The sequence below is a fragment of the Marinobacterium rhizophilum genome, from assembly GCF_024397915.1.
Lineage (GTDB): Bacteria > Pseudomonadota > Gammaproteobacteria > Pseudomonadales > Balneatricaceae > Marinobacterium_A > Marinobacterium_A rhizophilum_A.
In genome coordinates, this window is record NZ_CP073347.1 from 564091 (window position 1) to 579280 (window position 15190).

The window sequence follows — 15190 nt, forward strand, 5'->3', positions numbered from 1 at the left end:
CATAAGAAGAAATAACCATGTCTGAATCTCACTCTCTGTTTTCATTGCGAGGAGTCAGCAAATCTTTTCCGGGTGTCAAGGCGCTCGATCAGGTACGGCTGGATCTCTACCCCGGACAGGTAACGGCGCTGATTGGCGAGAATGGCGCCGGCAAGTCGACCCTGGTCAAGACCATGACCGGCATCTATCAGCCCGAAGAAGGTGAGCTGCGGTTTGGCGGTGAGCTTATCTCGCTGAGCACCCCGGAGGATGCACGCAGTCTGGGGATTACCGCGATTCACCAGGAAACGGTGCTGTTCGACGAACTCAGCGTGACTGAAAATATCTTCGCCGGCCATTACCTGACCCACGCACGCTCCGGCCGGCTGGACTGGTCGCGGATGCATGAGCAGGCACAGCAAATACTGCACGATATTGAAGCGCCGATTGATCCCAAAACCCCGTTGAAGTTTCTCAGTATTGGCCAGCGCCACATGGTGGCCATTGCCCGCGCACTGTCCTTCGAGGCGCGGGTGGTGATTCTGGATGAACCCACAGCGGCGTTGTCGCACCACGAAATAGAAGAGCTTTACGGCATTGTGCGGCGGCTGAAAAAAGCCGGCTGCGCCATCATGTTTATTAGCCACAAGTTCGATGAAATCTTCGCCATTGCCGATCGTTACACGGTATTCCGTGACGGCTGTTACGTGGCCGCCGGCAAGATCGATGAGGTCGACGAAGCGCAACTGGTTACCCTGATGGTGGGGCGCACCGTGGAACAGGTATATCCCAAGGTGGATGCTGCCAGGGGTGAACGGGTGCTGCAGGTGCGCAATCTGCGCCACCCGACGGAATTTGACAGTATCAGCTTTGACCTGCACCAGGGTGAAATTCTGGGCTTTTATGGCCTGGTGGGTGCCGGGCGGACCGAGCTGATGCAGGCCCTGTTCGGCGTTTCCAGCGGCGTGCAGGGCGAGGTCGAGATTGGGCAACAGGCGGTGACGATCCGATCCCCCGCCGATGCGATCCGTGCGGGCATCGTCTATGTGCCGGAGGAGCGCCAGGCGCAGGGTGTCGTGCTGGAGTTGCCCATCTACCAGAATATCGGCCTGCCACAGCTGAGCACCATCAACGCCAGCGGCGTGCTGAGCGACAAGGCCGAATATGCGCTGGCCGACGGTTATGCACGACGCCTGCAGGTCAAGGCTCCTGACTGGCGCGAGAAGGTCGGCAACCTGTCCGGCGGCAATCAGCAGAAAGTGGTCATCGGCAAGTGGCTGGCGACCAAGCCCAAGGTGATTATTCTCGACGAGCCGACCAAAGGTATCGATATCGGCTCCAAGGCGGCCGTGCATGCGTTCATGTGCGAACTGGTGCGGGAAGGCCTGGCGGTGATCATGGTGTCTTCCGAACTGCCGGAAGTGATGGGCATGTCGGACAGGATGATCGTCATGCACGAGGGGCTGATGGTGAGCGAGTTCAAACGCGCTGAGTTTTCCGCCGAGCGTATTGTCAGTGCGGCAACGGGCGGCTAGGAGAGGTCTTTGATGAAAACATTACTGCAAAACCGTGAAGTATTGCTGGCGGTGCTAATCGTCGTGCTGGTGTTGATGGTGGGGCTGGTCACGCATGATTTCCTGCAGCTCTCGAATCTGCTGGCGGTGTACAACGATACCTCTATCCTGATCATCCTCGCCCTGGGCCAGATGCTGGTGATCCTGACCCGCTGTATCGATCTGTCGGTGGCGGCCAACCTTGCACTTACTGGCATGGTAGTGGCGATGCTGAATAGCACCTACCCGGACGTCGCCGTCCCCCTGCTGGTACTGGCCGGGGCGCTGCTGGGCCTGATGCTTGGCATGATCAACGGTGTGCTGGTGTGGAAGCTCGGGATTCCGGCCATTGTGGTAACGCTCGGCACCATGAGCATTTACCGCGGCATCGTATTTCTGCTCAGCGACGGTGCCTGGGTTAATGCCCATGAAATGAGTGGTGCCTTTGTCAGTATTCCCCGTACCGAGCTGCTGGGTATTCCGGTACTGGCCTGGGTCTCCGTGATCGTTATTGCGGTGATGGTGCACTTTACCCGCCATCGGCGCCTGGGGCGTGAAATCTATGCGGCAGGCAATAACCCGACGGCCGCGTTCTATACCGGTATCCAGGTCGGGCGCCTGCAGTTTGTCGCCTTTAGCATATCGGGCCTGCTGGCCGGGCTCTGCGGCTACCTCTGGGTGTCGCGCTATGCCGTGGCTTACGTGGATGTTGCCGCCGGCTTCGAGCTGCAGGTCATCGCGGCCTGCGTGATTGGCGGCGTCAGCATCATGGGTGGCATCGGTACGGTGCAGGGCTGTGTGCTGGGCGCGCTCTTTCTGGGTGTGATCAACAATGCGCTGCCGGTGATTGGCGTCTCGCCGTTCTGGCAGATGGCGGTATCGGGCGCTGTGATCGTGATAGCGGTGATCGCCAACGCCAAGAGCGAGCGCAAGGCCGGACGCATCATTCTGAAAAAAGCGGCACTACAGACCCGCTAAAATAAAAACAGGATCGCCTTCGATGGAAAAAATAATGCATACGCCTTCGTTGCCCAAGCTCAGTCTGTCTACCCGGCTGTTCTCCTGGGAGTTCTTTCTGCTGCTTATCACGGCCGCGGTATTCGTGATCAACAGCCTGGCATCACCCTATTTTCTGGACCCCTGGAACCTGTCCGATGCCACCTTCAATTTTGTCGAGAAGGCGATCGTCGCGCTGCCGGTGGCCATGCTGATTATCAGCCGCGAGATCGACCTGTCGATCGCCTCCATTATCGCGCTGGCCTCGGTGGCCATGGGATTCATGGCGCAGACTGGCGCCGATTCTGCGTTGATCGTGCTGGCGGGGCTGGGTGTGGGTTTGCTGTGTGGTCTGGTTAATGGATTGCTGGTTACCCGGTTCCAGATCCCCTCCATTGTCGTGACCATCGGCACCATGAGCCTGTTCCGGGGTATCAGCTACATCCTGCTGGGCGATACCGTGATGAAGGATTATCCGCAGGATTTTGCCTACTTCGGCCAGGGGTATGTCTATGCCATGTTCAGTTTCGAGTTTGTGCTGTTCCTGGTGCTGGCACTGGTGTTCTACCTGTTGCTGCACAAAACCAATTTTGGCCGGCGTACCTACGCCATTGGCAATAACCCGACAGCGGCCTTCTATTCGGGTATCAATGTGGCACGTCACCGCCTGATTCTGTTTGTGCTGGTGGGCCTGGTCTGCGGCCTGGCAGCGGTATTGCTGACATCCCGCCTTGGCAGTACCCGTCCGACGATCGCGCTGGGCTGGGAGCTGAGCATCATCACCATGGTGGTGCTGGGTGGCGTCAATATTATGGGGGGCTCGGGCACCATTGCCGGTGTTTTCATCGCCGTGTTTCTGATGGGGTTGGTGACCTTTGGTCTTGGACTGCTTAATGTGCCGGGCATCGTGATGTCCATCATCATCGGCGGGATGCTTATCGGTGTAATCGCCGCACCGGTGCTGCTGAAAAAATTCAAAAACAGGAAGCCAGGATCATGAATCGTGCCTTTGTGATGCAGCTAAAGCCCGGATGCGAGGCGCAGTACCGGCAGCGCCATGACGACATCTGGCCGGAACTGGCGGCTCTGCTGAAAAGCTACGGTATCGGTGACTATCACATTTACCTGCAGCCGCAGACGTTGCAGCTTTTCGCTCATTTCAGCGTGGCGGACAATTTCGATGCCGCGTCGCTCAAGCTGGAGCCGGTCATGCAACGCTGGTGGGAGAGCATGAGCCCGCTGATGGAAACCCTGCCTGGCAGCCATGAGCCATTGGCCATGGCGTTGCAGCCAATGTTCTACCTGGAGTGAGCATGCAAGCGATCATAGTGGTACTGGATATCGGCAAGACCAATGTCAAACTCTGCGCCCTGGATGCGATGACCGGAACGTTGCTCGAATCCTTGCGACGCGGTAACGACGTGGTCATGGCTGAGCCCTACCCGCAGGCCGATATCGAGGGCATCTGGCAGTGGTATTGCGAGGGTGTGAGACAGCTCGCCGGCCGTTACCAAGTGCGTTTTCTAACCTGCACCACCCACGGTGCGACGGCCGTGTGCCTGGCCGGCGACAGACTTGCGCTGCCGGTGCTGGATTACGAGTCGCCGCTGTGTGAACAGACCGATGCCGACTACAACCTTGTGCGTCCCGAGTATGGGCAGACGCTGAGCCCGGCGCTGGGCTGCGGCCTGAACCTGGGACGGCAGCTGTTCTGGCTGTCTCAATCGCGGCCCGATGACTTTGCCCGTGTGGATACCATTTTAATGTACCCACAGTACTGGGGCTGGCGTCTCAGTGGTGTGGCGGCCAGCGAGATGACATCCCTGGGGTGCCATACCGATTTGTGGCAGCCGCAACAGCAGCGTTACTCGTCGCTGGTGGAGCGCATGGGGTGGTCTGAGCTCTTTCCACCGCTGCAAAAGGCCGGTGCCGTGCTGGGGCCGGTGCTGCCACAGCTGGCGCGCGAACTGGGCCTGCCGGCAGACTGCCAAGTGATTAACGGCATCCACGACAGCAATGCGTCCCTGGTACCCTATCTGCAGCAGGTCGAGGCGCCTTTCACGGTGATCTCCACCGGCACCTGGACCGTTATGGCCGGTGTTGGTGCGCCCCTGCAGGAACTGAAGGAGCAGGACGACATGCTGGCCAATGTCAGTGCTTTTGGTGACCCGGTGCCCTGCATCCGTTTCATGGGGGGGCGGGAGTGGGAGCTGCTGCGCGAGGCCGACGACTGTGATCTGGCGGATCTGCAGCAGGTGCTCGACCAGGGAGTCTTTGCGCTGCCGTCGTTTTCCAGCCAGGGTGGGCCGTTTCGCGACCGCCAGGGCACGGTGATCGGGCCAGGGGAAAGCCTCAACGCCCGGGAGCAGACGGCACTGGCCGCACTGTACTGTGCCCTGGTGACCGATTACTGCCTGAGCCGGCTGCAAAGTCGCGGTGATATCTTTGTCGAGGGCAGCTTTGCCCGCAATGCCGTCTACCTGAGTGTGCTGCAGTCATTGCGCCCCGAGCAGGCGGTGCGTGCCAGTGACGACAGCACCGGCACAACCCAGGGTGCGGCCCAGTTGATAGTGGGTTGTGACTGGGCCGGTGCGGCGCTGGCGCCGGCTGTCGAACTTCCCGACATGCCTGGACTGGCCGATTATTGCGAGCGCTGGCTGGCATTGCTGAACGAACAAGGTTGCTAGCGGACAGGGGGAGGGGGCTCAGCCTGGCTGATCTCCTTCCCTGTCAGGTCTGTTTCGGGCCTATCGCCGGTTGCCACAAGTCCCCGTCAAGGCCGGACCGGCGCAATCCTCTTCTGAACCCCCTCCTGTTTCCCATCGCCTTTCAGCTTGCCGCCTGCTGTTTAATTGCAATGGAACTAAAGTATTTCATGGGCGTTTGAATGGCCCGCGGGACTGCGTCCGTTGCTAGCCCAGGGGCGTATTGACCTGCACTGACTGGCCGTCATGTATAAATATGGAAGCGTGTTTTTTATAAATTGAAACAATGTTTCTATTATGTAAATATGGTCGCTGTACCGGGCGCTGCTGAATACTGATTCCAGCAGACGCGGCTTTTTTGCAACCATGGCTGCGCAGACTGTGCACTTTGCCTCAGACCTCAGATCGGCAGAGCATACCAGGGCGCAGCCCGACAGACGAGGTAGTCCGAGATGACCACCCATTCCGTCCGAATCGCCAGTATCGGTGAATGCATGATCGAACTGGCGCCCCAGGGCGAAGATCAGTATCGCCAGGGCTTCGCCGGTGACTCCTACAACACCGCCTATTACCTGCAGCGCCTACTGGGTGATCGTGCCAGCGTCAGTTATGTCACGGCGCTGGGGGACGATCGCATGAGCGAGACGATGTGCCGGCAGTTTGCCGGCGCCGGTCTCGATACGTCACTGATACGCCGGCTGCCAGGACGCCGACCCGGTCTCTACATGATCGAGAACGACAGCCAGGGTGAGCGGGTGTTTCACTACTGGCGCGAGACGTCCGCCGCCCGGGCGCTGCTGGAGGGCGATGGGGCGGCCGGTTTGCTGGACGCCCTCGCGGGCTTCGATGCGCTTTACCTGTCAGGCATCAGTCTGGCGATTCTGCCCGAGCATGCCCGTGAGCGTCTGCAGGCCTGTCTGCAAAAGCACACAGGCCTGCTCGCGTTCGATCCGAACTACCGCCCGGCCCTGTGGGCGTCACCGGAACAGGCATCCAGCGCCATGGCGGCCGTGGTGGCCTGCGGTGCGACGGTACTGACGACGCTGGACGATGAAACGATGCTGCACGGCTACGACCAGGCCGAGCAGGTTATCGCGCACTGGCAGCAGCAGGGGGCCCTCGAAGTGGTGGTGAAGCAGGGAGCAGAGGGTTGCCTAGTCGCTCGTGGCAGCGAGCGTCTGCATATTGCTGCCCAGAGCGGGATCAGGCCCCTCGATACCACGGGCGCCGGCGATTCCTTCAATGCTGGTTACCTGGCGGCACGTCTTCGCGGCCTGTCGATCGAGCGCAGTGCCCGACAGGCGCATCGGCTGGCGGGAACGGTGATTCAGTATCGCGGGGCGATCGTGCCGCAGACGGTCTCGCTGCGGAGCATTTGCTCATAGGCATACGCTTTTAGCGCTTAATGCCTTAGCATTTTTTACGCTGAATAGTTTAAACCCTGCCGGTAGGGGAGTACGGGCAGGGTTTTTTGTTGCTGGCGGAGAATAGTCAGGGCGCACAACAATAGTGCATGCGCCTGTCAGGCCTGTATTAGCGGTACAGGTACACCCGCAGATATTCCGACAGGCACAGTATTGCCATGGCCTGACCGTAAGGCATCGAGGTCAGAGGGATATTGCGGTAGTAGTCCAGATCCTCGCCCATGGCGGTGCCGAACGAGACCTGGGTCAGCTCCCCGTCCGGATTGATATGGTCGATGACGCCCTTCACCGCCTTTTCGGCAAGCGCTACATAGGACTTGTCGATGTAGCGCTTGCGCACCGCTTTCAAAATTCCATAGGCAAAACCTGCTGTGGCCGAAGCCTCGAGATAGGAATCGGGATCGTCGAGCAGGGTATGCCACAGGCCGGACTCATGCTGGCAAGCTGCCAGCGCCTCTACCTGGCTGTTGAGTACCTGCAGCAAATAGCGCCGGGTGGCATCGTGCTTCGGCAGATCCAGCAGCTCGATAAAATCCGGGATGGCAACGGTGAGCCAGCTGTTGCCGCGGGCCCAGCGGGCGCGAGCGAAGTTGTGCCTGTCCTCGAAGGTCCAGCCGTGGAACCAGAGGCCTGTTTCCCTATCCATCAAGTACTGGGTGTGCAGCAGAAACTGGTATTTCGCTTCTTCGACAAACTCCGGACGGTTCAGCAGCTGGCCGATCTTTGCCAGCGGCAGGACACTCATCATCAGCGTGTCGTCCCAGATCTGTTGATGATTTTCGCTGTTGTAGACGATGTGCTGCAGGGCACCGCGCTCGGTGCGAGGCATATCGTACATCACCCATTCTGCCCAGGCTTCGAGATAAGGCAGCCAGCTCTTGTTGCCGTCTTCTTCATAGCGATAGGCAAGGGTCAGGAAAGGGCAGACGGTGTTGATGTTCTTGGTCGCAAGGTCTTCCGACAGGCGCGCGCTGAACCAGTTGTCGATGATATCCCGTGCCTGGCTATCATTGGTCTGTTCGTAGTAACGGTAGATGCCGTATAGCCCGATGCCATGCGTCCACTCCCAGCCTGCCCAGCCCTTGGTGTCGATGGTTCGACCATCGTCCAGATGCAGCAGGAACTCGCCAGTTTCGTCGGTAATATTGACCAGGTTATCGGTGATTTTTCGAATCAGTTCCTTGAGCTGGTCATAGCTGATAAAGAACTCCGGTTTGCACAGCAACGGATTATCCTTGACGCTGAATACTTTCATGGAAAAACAATCTCCTGCTGGATTGTGTTTTTGTTAGGGGCGTACGAATGCACCAGGCTTTACTGGGTGGAATTAAATGTCAGACTCCGAACAGCTGTGGCAGAAACAACGTCAACCGGGGGAAATAAGTAACGACGAGCAGCACCAGGATAATGGCCAGGTAAAACGGCAGAAGTGGCCTGATCAAACTTTCAACTCTGACCTGGGCTACGCTGGCACCGACAAAGAGCCCCGACCCTACCGGCGGGGTGATGGTGCCGATGGACAGGTTAAAGATCATCACGACGCCAAAATGAACCGGATCGACGCCCAGTTGCGTGGCAATGGGCAGCAATATCGGCGTGAAAATCAGAATGGCCGGGCCGATATCCATAAAGGTACCGATAATCAGCAGGAAGATGTTGATGATCAGCAGCACCATGATCTGGCTGTCCGATATGCCCAGGATGATGTCACTGATCGCACCCGGCAGCCCACTGAAGGCCATGGCAAAGGACATGGCTGACGACGCGGCCAGCAGGAACATGATAATCCCCGTCATGCGCACGGTAGACATCATGATGGCCGGCAGCTGGATTAGTCTGATTGAGCGGTACACCACCAGTGACAGAAACGCCGTATAGAGAACGGCTACCGCCGAGGCTTCGATGGCCGTGAAGACACCGAAGACAATGCCGCCAACCACGATGAAAATCAGCAGCAGGCTCGGAAGCGCCTCCCGACATACCTGCCAGGCCTGCTGTCGGCTAAGCGGCTGCGCCATTGCATAGTTTTGGCGTTTGGCGACGATGTAGGCAACGACCATGCAGCCCAGGCCCCAGAGGATGCCGGCAACAGCACCGCCCATGAACAGCGCTGCAATCGAAGTGCCGCCACTGACCAGCGCATAGATGATAAAGGCGGTGGTCGGTGGAATCAGCATGCCGGTCGGCGCCGATGCGATATTGGCGGCGGCGGCAAAGGTACGCTGATAGCCTTCCTTTTCGCTCATCGGGACCATCACGCCGCCGATCGAGGTGGACGCGGCAATGGCCGAGCCCGACACGGCGCCAAACATCATGTTGCCGACGATATTGGTATGGGTCAGGGATCCCGGAATCTTGCCGGAGAACAGCTTGGCGAAATTGACCAGTCGTGTCGCAATACCGCCATTGTTCATGATCTCGCCTGAAAGGATGAAAAAGGGTACGGCCAGCAGTGCAAAGGTATCCAGGCTCGAAACCATTTTTTGGGCGGTAATAAACAGCGCCCTGTCCATCGGCATCATCAATAGCATAGTGGCGGTGGAGGCCACGGCGATACAGATGCCGATGGGAATACTCAGGAACAGCAGTACCGCGAACGTCAGAATCAGGGTCAAGCTAGCTTCAAGAACCATGTTGCTATTCCTCGTGAACGCGATACGTCCGGTACAGATCGAACGTATTGATCAGGCTGTACAGAACAATGATGACGCCGGAGACAGGAAGCGCCGAGTAGATCAGGCCCATGGGGATCTGAAGCACCGGCGATATCTGCGTCATCGAGATTGAAACGGCATGTCCGCCCCCCATGATCAGGACAGAGACGGCAAACAGCAGGAAAACCATCTGAATGACCATTCCCCATTTCAGCTGACCGCGCAGTGACATCAGATCAACGAACAGGCTCATCGATACATGCTGGCTTTGACCGGCGACATAGGCCGCGCCCATAATTGAAATCCAGATCAGTGCGAAACGCAGAAACTCTTCGGACAGGGTGCTGGGCGAGCCGAAAACATATCGGCTCGCCACCTGCCAAAGCGCCACTGCCACCATGACCCCCAGTAAGCTGATGCAAAAAAGTTGAATCAGTCTGTCCAGAAAGGTGCGCAGCCCGTGCATGGCACTATCCTCAGTTTTGCGCGACTGAGCGGATTTGCTGATACAGGTCGTACAGCGCCGGATTGGCTTTCAGCTCGTCGTACATGGGTTGCACCGCCTGCTGGAACGGCGCGATGTCCACATCATAGAAGGCAACACCGAATTTATCGCGGCTTTCCTGCTGTGCCTGCTCGATGGCTGTTTTCCAGGCCTGCTTTTCGAACTCGGTCGATTCGCGAGCGGCTTCGAACACCGCCTGGCGCTCCGAGTCGCTAAGCTGGGCCAGGGCCGAGTCGCTGATCAGGACGATATCGGGAATGCGGGTATGGGTATCCATCGTGTAGTGCTTGGCCACTTCGGCATGGCGTGCCACGGTCAGGGCGAACTCGTTGTTTTCCGCGCCATCGAGTATGCCTTGCTGGATCGAGGTATAGACTTCGGCTTGGCCCATTGCGACTGGCGCAGCACCCAACAGCTCCATCATCTTGATGGCGGTCTGGCTCTGCATAACCCGGATTTTCATCCCCTTGAGGTCGTCCAAGGTCTTGATCGGTTTGGATTTGGTGTAGAAGCTGCGCTGTCCCGAGTCGTACCAGGTCAGCCCGACAAAGCCCAGATGTTTGGTGGACTGGTATACCCCATCCATGATCTTAGGATCATCCATGACCTGGTAGAAATGCTGCTCATTGTCGAAAAGGTAGGGCATCGAAAAAACGCCGTAGACCGGAGAGAAGCTTTCCATCAGGCCACCGGATACCTTGGTGATGTCGACGGCGCCGGTTTGGGTCAGCTCGATGAGCTCGCGCTCGCCGCCAAGCTGGCTGTCCGGAAAATACATGACCTTGACCTCTCCGTCGGTCTTTTCCTCGACCAGTTTGCCGAACAGGGCAAGGGCATCCTTGACCGGCTGACTGTTGCTGGCGTACGCCAGTCGCAGTGTAGTCTGGGCCGATACATTGGCCGATACATTGGCCGATAAGAGAGTGCCGCAGGCAAGGGTGGTTGCAAGACAGCAGGACAGCAGGGATTGAGTGAGCAGTTTCATGGATGACTTTCCTCAGATTTTTAGTGTTATATCGAGAATCTCATGGTTGTATCTGGTTGCGCGTTGCGCGATTGGGTTTCTGTCTCCCTTTCTGGTTCGACATCCCGGAGGGCTTTGTTGCCTGTCGCGTGCTCCTGTAGTTAAGATTTTAGAAATCGCATTTCCTTAAAGTAGAAACAGTATTTCATTTTTGTTTTTTCGGTACAAGCCCTTGTGGGCGATAGATTCAGTTCTTTTTGTTATAAGGACCGGATTAAGCGTTACCGCTCGACTCCGGGGCGCCAGTAATTGCATTGGAGTCCGCTTGGCTCTTACAATGGCACAATGTTCCAATTTAATTAAAACAACGAGAGGTTGTTGATGGCTGCCGTAGACAAGACCCCGGATTCTGTTTCGTCGGTGCTGAAGGTGTTCGGCATCCTGCAGGCGCTTGGCAACGAGCAGGAGCTCGGTGTCACCGAACTGTCGCAACACGTGCTGATGTCCAAAAGCACCGTTTACCGATTCTTGCAGACGATGAAAACGCTCGGCTATGTCAAGCAGGAGGGTGAAAACGACAAGTATTCGCTGACCATGAAGCTGTTCGAGCTGGGGGCCAAGGCGCTGCAGAATGTCGACCTGATCCGCATTGCCGATGTCCAGATGCGCGAACTGTCGAAGCTGACGAAGGAAACCGTGCACTTGGGGGCTCTCGAAGAAGACAGCATCATCTATATCCACAAGATCGATTCGCTTTACAGTCTGCGCATGTATTCGCGCATTGGACGTCGCAATCCGCTGTACAGTACCGCCATCGGCAAGGTTCTGCTGGCCTGGCGGGACGAGAGCGAGGTGCGGGATATTCTTGCGGATGTCGAGTTCGAGCAGTTTACCTCCAAGACACTGCAGTCCGTCGACCAGCTGATGCCAGTGCTGGATCAGGTTCGCAAGCAGGGCTATGCCGAAGATAACCAGGAGATGGAAGAGGGTCTGCTCTGTGTGGCGGTACCGGTGTTCGATCGCTTCGGCCAAGTTACGGCAGGGCTCAGTCTGTCGTTTCCCATGATGCGTTACGACGAAAAGCAGCATGCCGACTATGTGGCGATGCTGCACCGTTCGGCGCGCGCCATTTCCGAACAACTGGGTTATCCAGATTATCCATACTGACAGGTTTTGGCTGGGGTGGCTGGTCACTGCAGACCGGTCATTCAGTACATCGCGGCTCCTGCGCATCCCTGCGCCCGCGGCATACCGTACATCCTATACATAAAAAAGCCCCGCACGGAGTGCGAGGCAAATGGCATGTGCGCGATAGCATATGCGTGGCGGAGTCTGGTTGACAGCGGTCGGTGCAACCCGTTAGCGGGCCAGCCAGCCACCGTCCACCGCCAGGCTGTGGCCGTTGACGTAGTCCGATGCGCGGGACGCCAGAAACACCACAGATCCCATCATGTCCTCCGGCAGTCCCCAGCGTTGCGCGGGTATGCGCGCAAGGATTTCCTGGCTGCGCTGTTCATCGGTGCGCAATGCTTCGGTATTGTTGGTCGACATGTAACCCGGTGCGATGGCGTTGACATTGATGCGCTGCGCAGCCCACTCATTGGCCATCAACCGCGTGATACCCAGGACGCCGCTTTTCGATGCGGTGTAGGAGGGCACCCGGATACCGCCCTGATAGGACAGCATGGAAGCGATATTGATGATTTTTCCGCCACTGCCCTGGGCAATAAAGCGCCGTGCGACCGCCTGGGACATGAAAAAGGTGGTGCGTAGATTCACGTCCATCACGTCATCCCAGTCCTGGGTGGAAAAGTCGATGGCATCGTTGCGCCGGATAATGCCGGCATTGTTGATCAGCACGTCGACCTTGCCGAATTCGCTGACGGTGCTGTCGATGATAGCGGGCAGTTCGTCGGTGTTTCCAAGGTCGGCCTGCAGGCCAAGAAAGCGTCGCCCCAGCGATTCGATCAGGGTCCGGGTTTCGGTCGCATCGCTGCGATTCACGCCAACGATATGGCAGCCCGCCTGAGCCAGCCCTACGGCCATGCCTTGGCCGAGGCCGGTATTGCAGCCCGTCACTATTGCGACCTTATCGTGCAGGTCGAAAGCATTCAAAATCATCTCGGATCTCCCGGTGTGTCAGGGGCGGGTATCAGCGCAGGTCCCGTACGGCGACGTGGTCCATATCGTTGAACACTTGGTTTTCGCCGACCATGCCCCAGATAAAGGTGTAGCTCTGGGTGCCGACACCGGAGTGGATTGACCAGCTGGGCGAAATGACGGCCTGTTCGTTGTGCACCAGCAGATGACGGGTTTGCTGGGGTTCGCCCATCATGTGGAACACGGCTGTGTCTGCATTCATATCGAAATAGAAATAGACTTCCATGCGCCGCTCGTGGGTATGGCAGGGCATGGTATTCCACAAACTGCCCGGTTCCAGCTGAGTCAGCCCCATCAGTAACTGACAGGTCGGTAGTACATCCGGCACGATGTATTTGTAGATGGTACGCCGGTTGCTGCTGGCCGCATCGCCGAGTGTTACCGGCGCCGCTTCTTCCAGCGTGATCTTGCGGGTCGGGTAGGCGGTATGGGCCGGTGCGCTGTTGTAGTAGAACTTGGCTGGCTTGGCGGGGTCGACGCTGCTGAAGCTGACATCCCTGGCGCCTTGACCGATATAGAGCGCTTCGCGGGGGCCGACCTCATACTCGTTGCCATCCACCGTAATGACACCGGCACCGGCGATATTGATCAGCCCCAGCTCGCGGCGCTGCAACAAGTAGTCGACACCTAGGCTATGGCCCAGCTCAGGGGCAAAGCTAAGAGTCTGTTCGACTGGCATTATGCCGCCAAAGATGATCCGGTCGACATGGCTATAGGTCATGCTGCAATGGTCGGCAGCGAACGTATCCTCGACCAGAAAGTGTTTGCGTAACTCTTCGGTACCCATCTGCCTGGCGTGCTCGCTGTGGACGCTCTGTCGAATCTGCATAACACCTACCTCTGTTGTTCTGTCTGTCATTTGGTACCGTTCAGGACGAGTTCCTGACGGGGATGACATCATCATAAAACAATTCGGCACACTGAATCAAATAAATTAAAATGACGTTTCATTTGTTTTTGGGTCGCAGCCCAGTAGCCTCGGTGGGGCAGTTGCCGTGGCTGTTTCGCTGCGCAGCAGCGTCGTGATCGTGACAATTAAGGGAAACTTCATGAATAATGACAATAACCGGGTATTCAAGGTTGGCGTGCTGGGTATCGGAGATATCAGCGACGTTTATATTAACAACCTTAAACAGTATGGCGATATTGTGCGTGTGGTGGCCTGTGCCGGGCGCAGCCTGGACAAGGCGCAGCAAAAGGCGGCGGCGCATTGCATTCCTCGTGCCTATGCCAATACCCGACAGTTGCTGGCAGACTCGGATATCGACATCGTCCTGAACCTGACGGTACCGGGGGTGCATGCGCAACTGAACCTGGCGGCGCTGCAGGCCGGCAAACATGTCTATACCGAAAAGCCGCCATGGCCCGTCGGGCGTCCAGCACCCGCACCATCACCAGCGAGCCGCTGCGCGGCGAAACCATCAGCGTCGAGGTGGATACCCATGTTAGCGGGACCCTGGAGTTTGCCAGCGGTGCCATTGGTACCTTTATCACCAGCTTCGATGTCTGGGATTCGGAGCTGCCGCGCATCGAGATCTACGGCACCAAAGGCACCCTGTGCATCAAGGATGTCGACCCGCTTGACGGACCCAACCTGTTCGGTGGCAAGCTGCTGCTGCGAACCGAAGCCAGTGCCCGCTGGAAGGAGATGCCCCGATCGGCTGCTGCCCGTGCCAGCGAATGGATCGAGCTGCCTTCTGAACATCCATTCAATTCCACCAGCCATGCCGAAAACAGCCGCGGTATCGGCCTGGTCGATATGGCCTATGCGATCCGCCAGCAGCGGGAGGCGCGGGCCAGCGGTGCCATGGCACTGCATTCGCTGGAACTGATGGAAGGGCTACTCTGGTCGGCCCAGGCACGCCAGTTTTGCGAGCTGAAAACGACGTTCCATCGCCCGACACCCTTGCCGCCGGATTTTCCGGCCAGTGAGTAGCGCCCGATATGCTGGCGTGGTGAATAGGTGTATGTAAAAGGCTGGCGTCAAACCATGAAATTGAACTTCACGGGCTCTATAATGGCGGCTGACGTTAACCAGGGCAGGGGGATGCTTTGTGAGAGAAACGGATCAGGTTTTTTTTCAGCCGCTGTGGCGCCGAATCGCGGTCACGGTATTCTGTGTGTTGTGGTCCGTTTTTGAGTGGGTGGGCGGAAACCCGTTCTGGGGCATGGTGTCACTGGGTTTTGTTTTTTATTGCTACTGGATGTTTTTTCATACCTTCGAATCCATCGAGCCAGAAGACAAGGCAC

General features: G+C 57.6%; 14 protein-coding genes and 1 pseudogene. 9 read left to right on the forward strand and 6 right to left on the reverse strand.

What is annotated here, in order from left to right:
* The first annotated feature begins 17 nt into the window (after window positions 1-17).
* The 6 genes from KDW95_RS02465 to KDW95_RS02490 all read left to right on the forward strand — a co-directional run bounded on the left by KDW95_RS02465 (window position 18) and on the right by KDW95_RS02490 (window position 6618).
* A complete protein-coding gene (locus KDW95_RS02465; protein ID WP_255854664.1) occupies window positions 18-1514 on the forward strand; it encodes a sugar ABC transporter ATP-binding protein in 1497 nt (498 codons plus the stop codon).
* Window positions 1515-1526: 12 nt separating this feature from the next.
* Window positions 1527-2510, forward strand: coding sequence for an ABC transporter permease (locus KDW95_RS02470; RefSeq protein WP_255854665.1), 984 nt, complete (start codon window positions 1527-1529; stop codon window positions 2508-2510).
* Window positions 2511-2532: 22 nt separating this feature from the next.
* Window positions 2533-3528: an ABC transporter permease gene (locus tag KDW95_RS02475; RefSeq protein WP_255854666.1), complete on the forward strand. Its 996-nt coding sequence runs from the start codon at window positions 2533-2535 to the stop codon at window positions 3526-3528.
* Window positions 3525-3839 carry an L-rhamnose mutarotase gene (locus tag KDW95_RS02480; protein ID WP_255854667.1) on the forward strand — a complete coding sequence of 105 codons (315 nt, stop codon included), beginning with the start codon at window positions 3525-3527 and terminating at the stop codon, window positions 3837-3839. Before KDW95_RS02475 ends, KDW95_RS02480 begins: the two co-directional genes overlap by 4 nt.
* A gap of 2 nt (window positions 3840-3841) precedes the next feature.
* Window positions 3842-5215: an FGGY-family carbohydrate kinase gene (locus KDW95_RS02485; protein ID WP_255854668.1), complete on the forward strand. Its 1374-nt coding sequence runs from the start codon at window positions 3842-3844 to the stop codon at window positions 5213-5215.
* 470 nt (window positions 5216-5685) lie between these two features.
* Complete coding sequence (locus KDW95_RS02490) at window positions 5686-6618, forward strand: sugar kinase (RefSeq protein WP_255854669.1); 933 nt, start codon at window positions 5686-5688, stop codon at window positions 6616-6618.
* 148 nt (window positions 6619-6766) lie between these two features.
* On the opposite strand, the gene bglB is transcribed toward KDW95_RS02490, so the two are convergent.
* From bglB to KDW95_RS02510, 4 genes are all read right to left on the reverse strand, one after another.
* Window positions 6767-7912: a beta-galactosidase BglB gene (gene bglB / locus KDW95_RS02495; RefSeq protein ID WP_255854670.1), complete on the reverse strand. Its 1146-nt coding sequence runs from the start codon at window positions 7910-7912 to the stop codon at window positions 6767-6769.
* A gap of 79 nt (window positions 7913-7991) precedes the next feature.
* Complete coding sequence (locus KDW95_RS02500) at window positions 7992-9290, reverse strand: TRAP transporter large permease (protein ID WP_255854671.1); 1299 nt, start codon at window positions 9288-9290, stop codon at window positions 7992-7994.
* Between the two features lie 4 nt (window positions 9291-9294).
* Complete coding sequence (locus KDW95_RS02505) at window positions 9295-9777, reverse strand: TRAP transporter small permease (RefSeq protein WP_255854672.1); 483 nt, start codon at window positions 9775-9777, stop codon at window positions 9295-9297.
* A gap of 10 nt (window positions 9778-9787) precedes the next feature.
* Window positions 9788-10801 (reverse strand): TRAP transporter substrate-binding protein, encoded by a 1014-nt coding sequence (locus KDW95_RS02510; protein WP_255854673.1) that lies wholly within the window; start codon window positions 10799-10801, stop codon window positions 9788-9790.
* Window positions 10802-11161: 360 nt separating this feature from the next.
* On the opposite strand from KDW95_RS02510, the gene kdgR reads away from it, so the two are divergent.
* A complete protein-coding gene (gene kdgR / locus KDW95_RS02515) occupies window positions 11162-11947 on the forward strand; it encodes a DNA-binding transcriptional regulator KdgR (RefSeq protein ID WP_255854674.1) in 786 nt (261 codons plus the stop codon).
* A 192-nt stretch (window positions 11948-12139) separates the two neighbouring features.
* On the opposite strand, the gene kduD is transcribed toward kdgR, so the two are convergent.
* Window positions 12140-12901, reverse strand: a complete 762-nt coding sequence (gene kduD / locus KDW95_RS02520) for a 2-dehydro-3-deoxy-D-gluconate 5-dehydrogenase KduD (RefSeq protein ID WP_255854675.1) — start codon at window positions 12899-12901, stop codon at window positions 12140-12142.
* Between the two features lie 31 nt (window positions 12902-12932).
* Window positions 12933-13769 carry a 5-dehydro-4-deoxy-D-glucuronate isomerase gene (gene kduI, locus KDW95_RS02525; RefSeq protein ID WP_255854676.1) on the reverse strand — a complete coding sequence of 279 codons (837 nt, stop codon included), beginning with the start codon at window positions 13767-13769 and terminating at the stop codon, window positions 12933-12935.
* A gap of 220 nt (window positions 13770-13989) precedes the next feature.
* On the opposite strand from kduI, the pseudogene KDW95_RS23570 reads away from it, so the two are divergent.
* Together KDW95_RS23570 and KDW95_RS02535 are read left to right on the forward strand one after the other, a co-directional pair.
* Window positions 13990-14238, forward strand: a pseudogene (locus tag KDW95_RS23570) (Gfo/Idh/MocA family oxidoreductase); the annotation flags it as partial.
* A 62-nt stretch (window positions 14239-14300) separates the two neighbouring features.
* Window positions 14301-14876 carry a Gfo/Idh/MocA family protein gene (locus tag KDW95_RS02535; protein WP_255854679.1) on the forward strand — a complete coding sequence of 192 codons (576 nt, stop codon included), beginning with the start codon at window positions 14301-14303 and terminating at the stop codon, window positions 14874-14876.
* The last annotated feature ends 314 nt before the right edge of the window (window positions 14877-15190 follow it).

Coding starts and splice junctions, on each gene's coding strand:
- KDW95_RS02470 (WP_255854665.1), top strand. CDS start 1,527: ATGAAAACATTACTGCAAAACCGTGAAGTATTGCTGGCGGTGCTAATC.
- KDW95_RS02510 (WP_255854673.1), bottom strand. CDS start 10,801: ATGAAACTGCTCACTCAATCCCTGCTGTCCTGCTGTCTTGCAACCACC.
- KDW95_RS02535 (WP_255854679.1), top strand. CDS start 14,301: ATGGCCCGTCGGGCGTCCAGCACCCGCACCATCACCAGCGAGCCGCTG.
- kdgR (WP_255854674.1), top strand. CDS start 11,162: ATGGCTGCCGTAGACAAGACCCCGGATTCTGTTTCGTCGGTGCTGAAG.
- kduD (WP_255854675.1), bottom strand. CDS start 12,901: ATGATTTTGAATGCTTTCGACCTGCACGATAAGGTCGCAATAGTGACG.
- KDW95_RS02465 (WP_255854664.1), top strand. CDS start 18: ATGTCTGAATCTCACTCTCTGTTTTCATTGCGAGGAGTCAGCAAATCT.
- kduI (WP_255854676.1), bottom strand. CDS start 13,769: ATGCAGATTCGACAGAGCGTCCACAGCGAGCACGCCAGGCAGATGGGT.
- KDW95_RS02505 (WP_255854672.1), bottom strand. CDS start 9,777: ATGCACGGGCTGCGCACCTTTCTGGACAGACTGATTCAACTTTTTTGC.
- KDW95_RS02480 (WP_255854667.1), top strand. CDS start 3,525: ATGAATCGTGCCTTTGTGATGCAGCTAAAGCCCGGATGCGAGGCGCAG.
- KDW95_RS02500 (WP_255854671.1), bottom strand. CDS start 9,290: ATGGTTCTTGAAGCTAGCTTGACCCTGATTCTGACGTTCGCGGTACTG.
- KDW95_RS02475 (WP_255854666.1), top strand. CDS start 2,533: ATGGAAAAAATAATGCATACGCCTTCGTTGCCCAAGCTCAGTCTGTCT.
- bglB (WP_255854670.1), bottom strand. CDS start 7,912: ATGAAAGTATTCAGCGTCAAGGATAATCCGTTGCTGTGCAAACCGGAG.
- KDW95_RS02485 (WP_255854668.1), top strand. CDS start 3,842: ATGCAAGCGATCATAGTGGTACTGGATATCGGCAAGACCAATGTCAAA.
- KDW95_RS02490 (WP_255854669.1), top strand. CDS start 5,686: ATGACCACCCATTCCGTCCGAATCGCCAGTATCGGTGAATGCATGATC.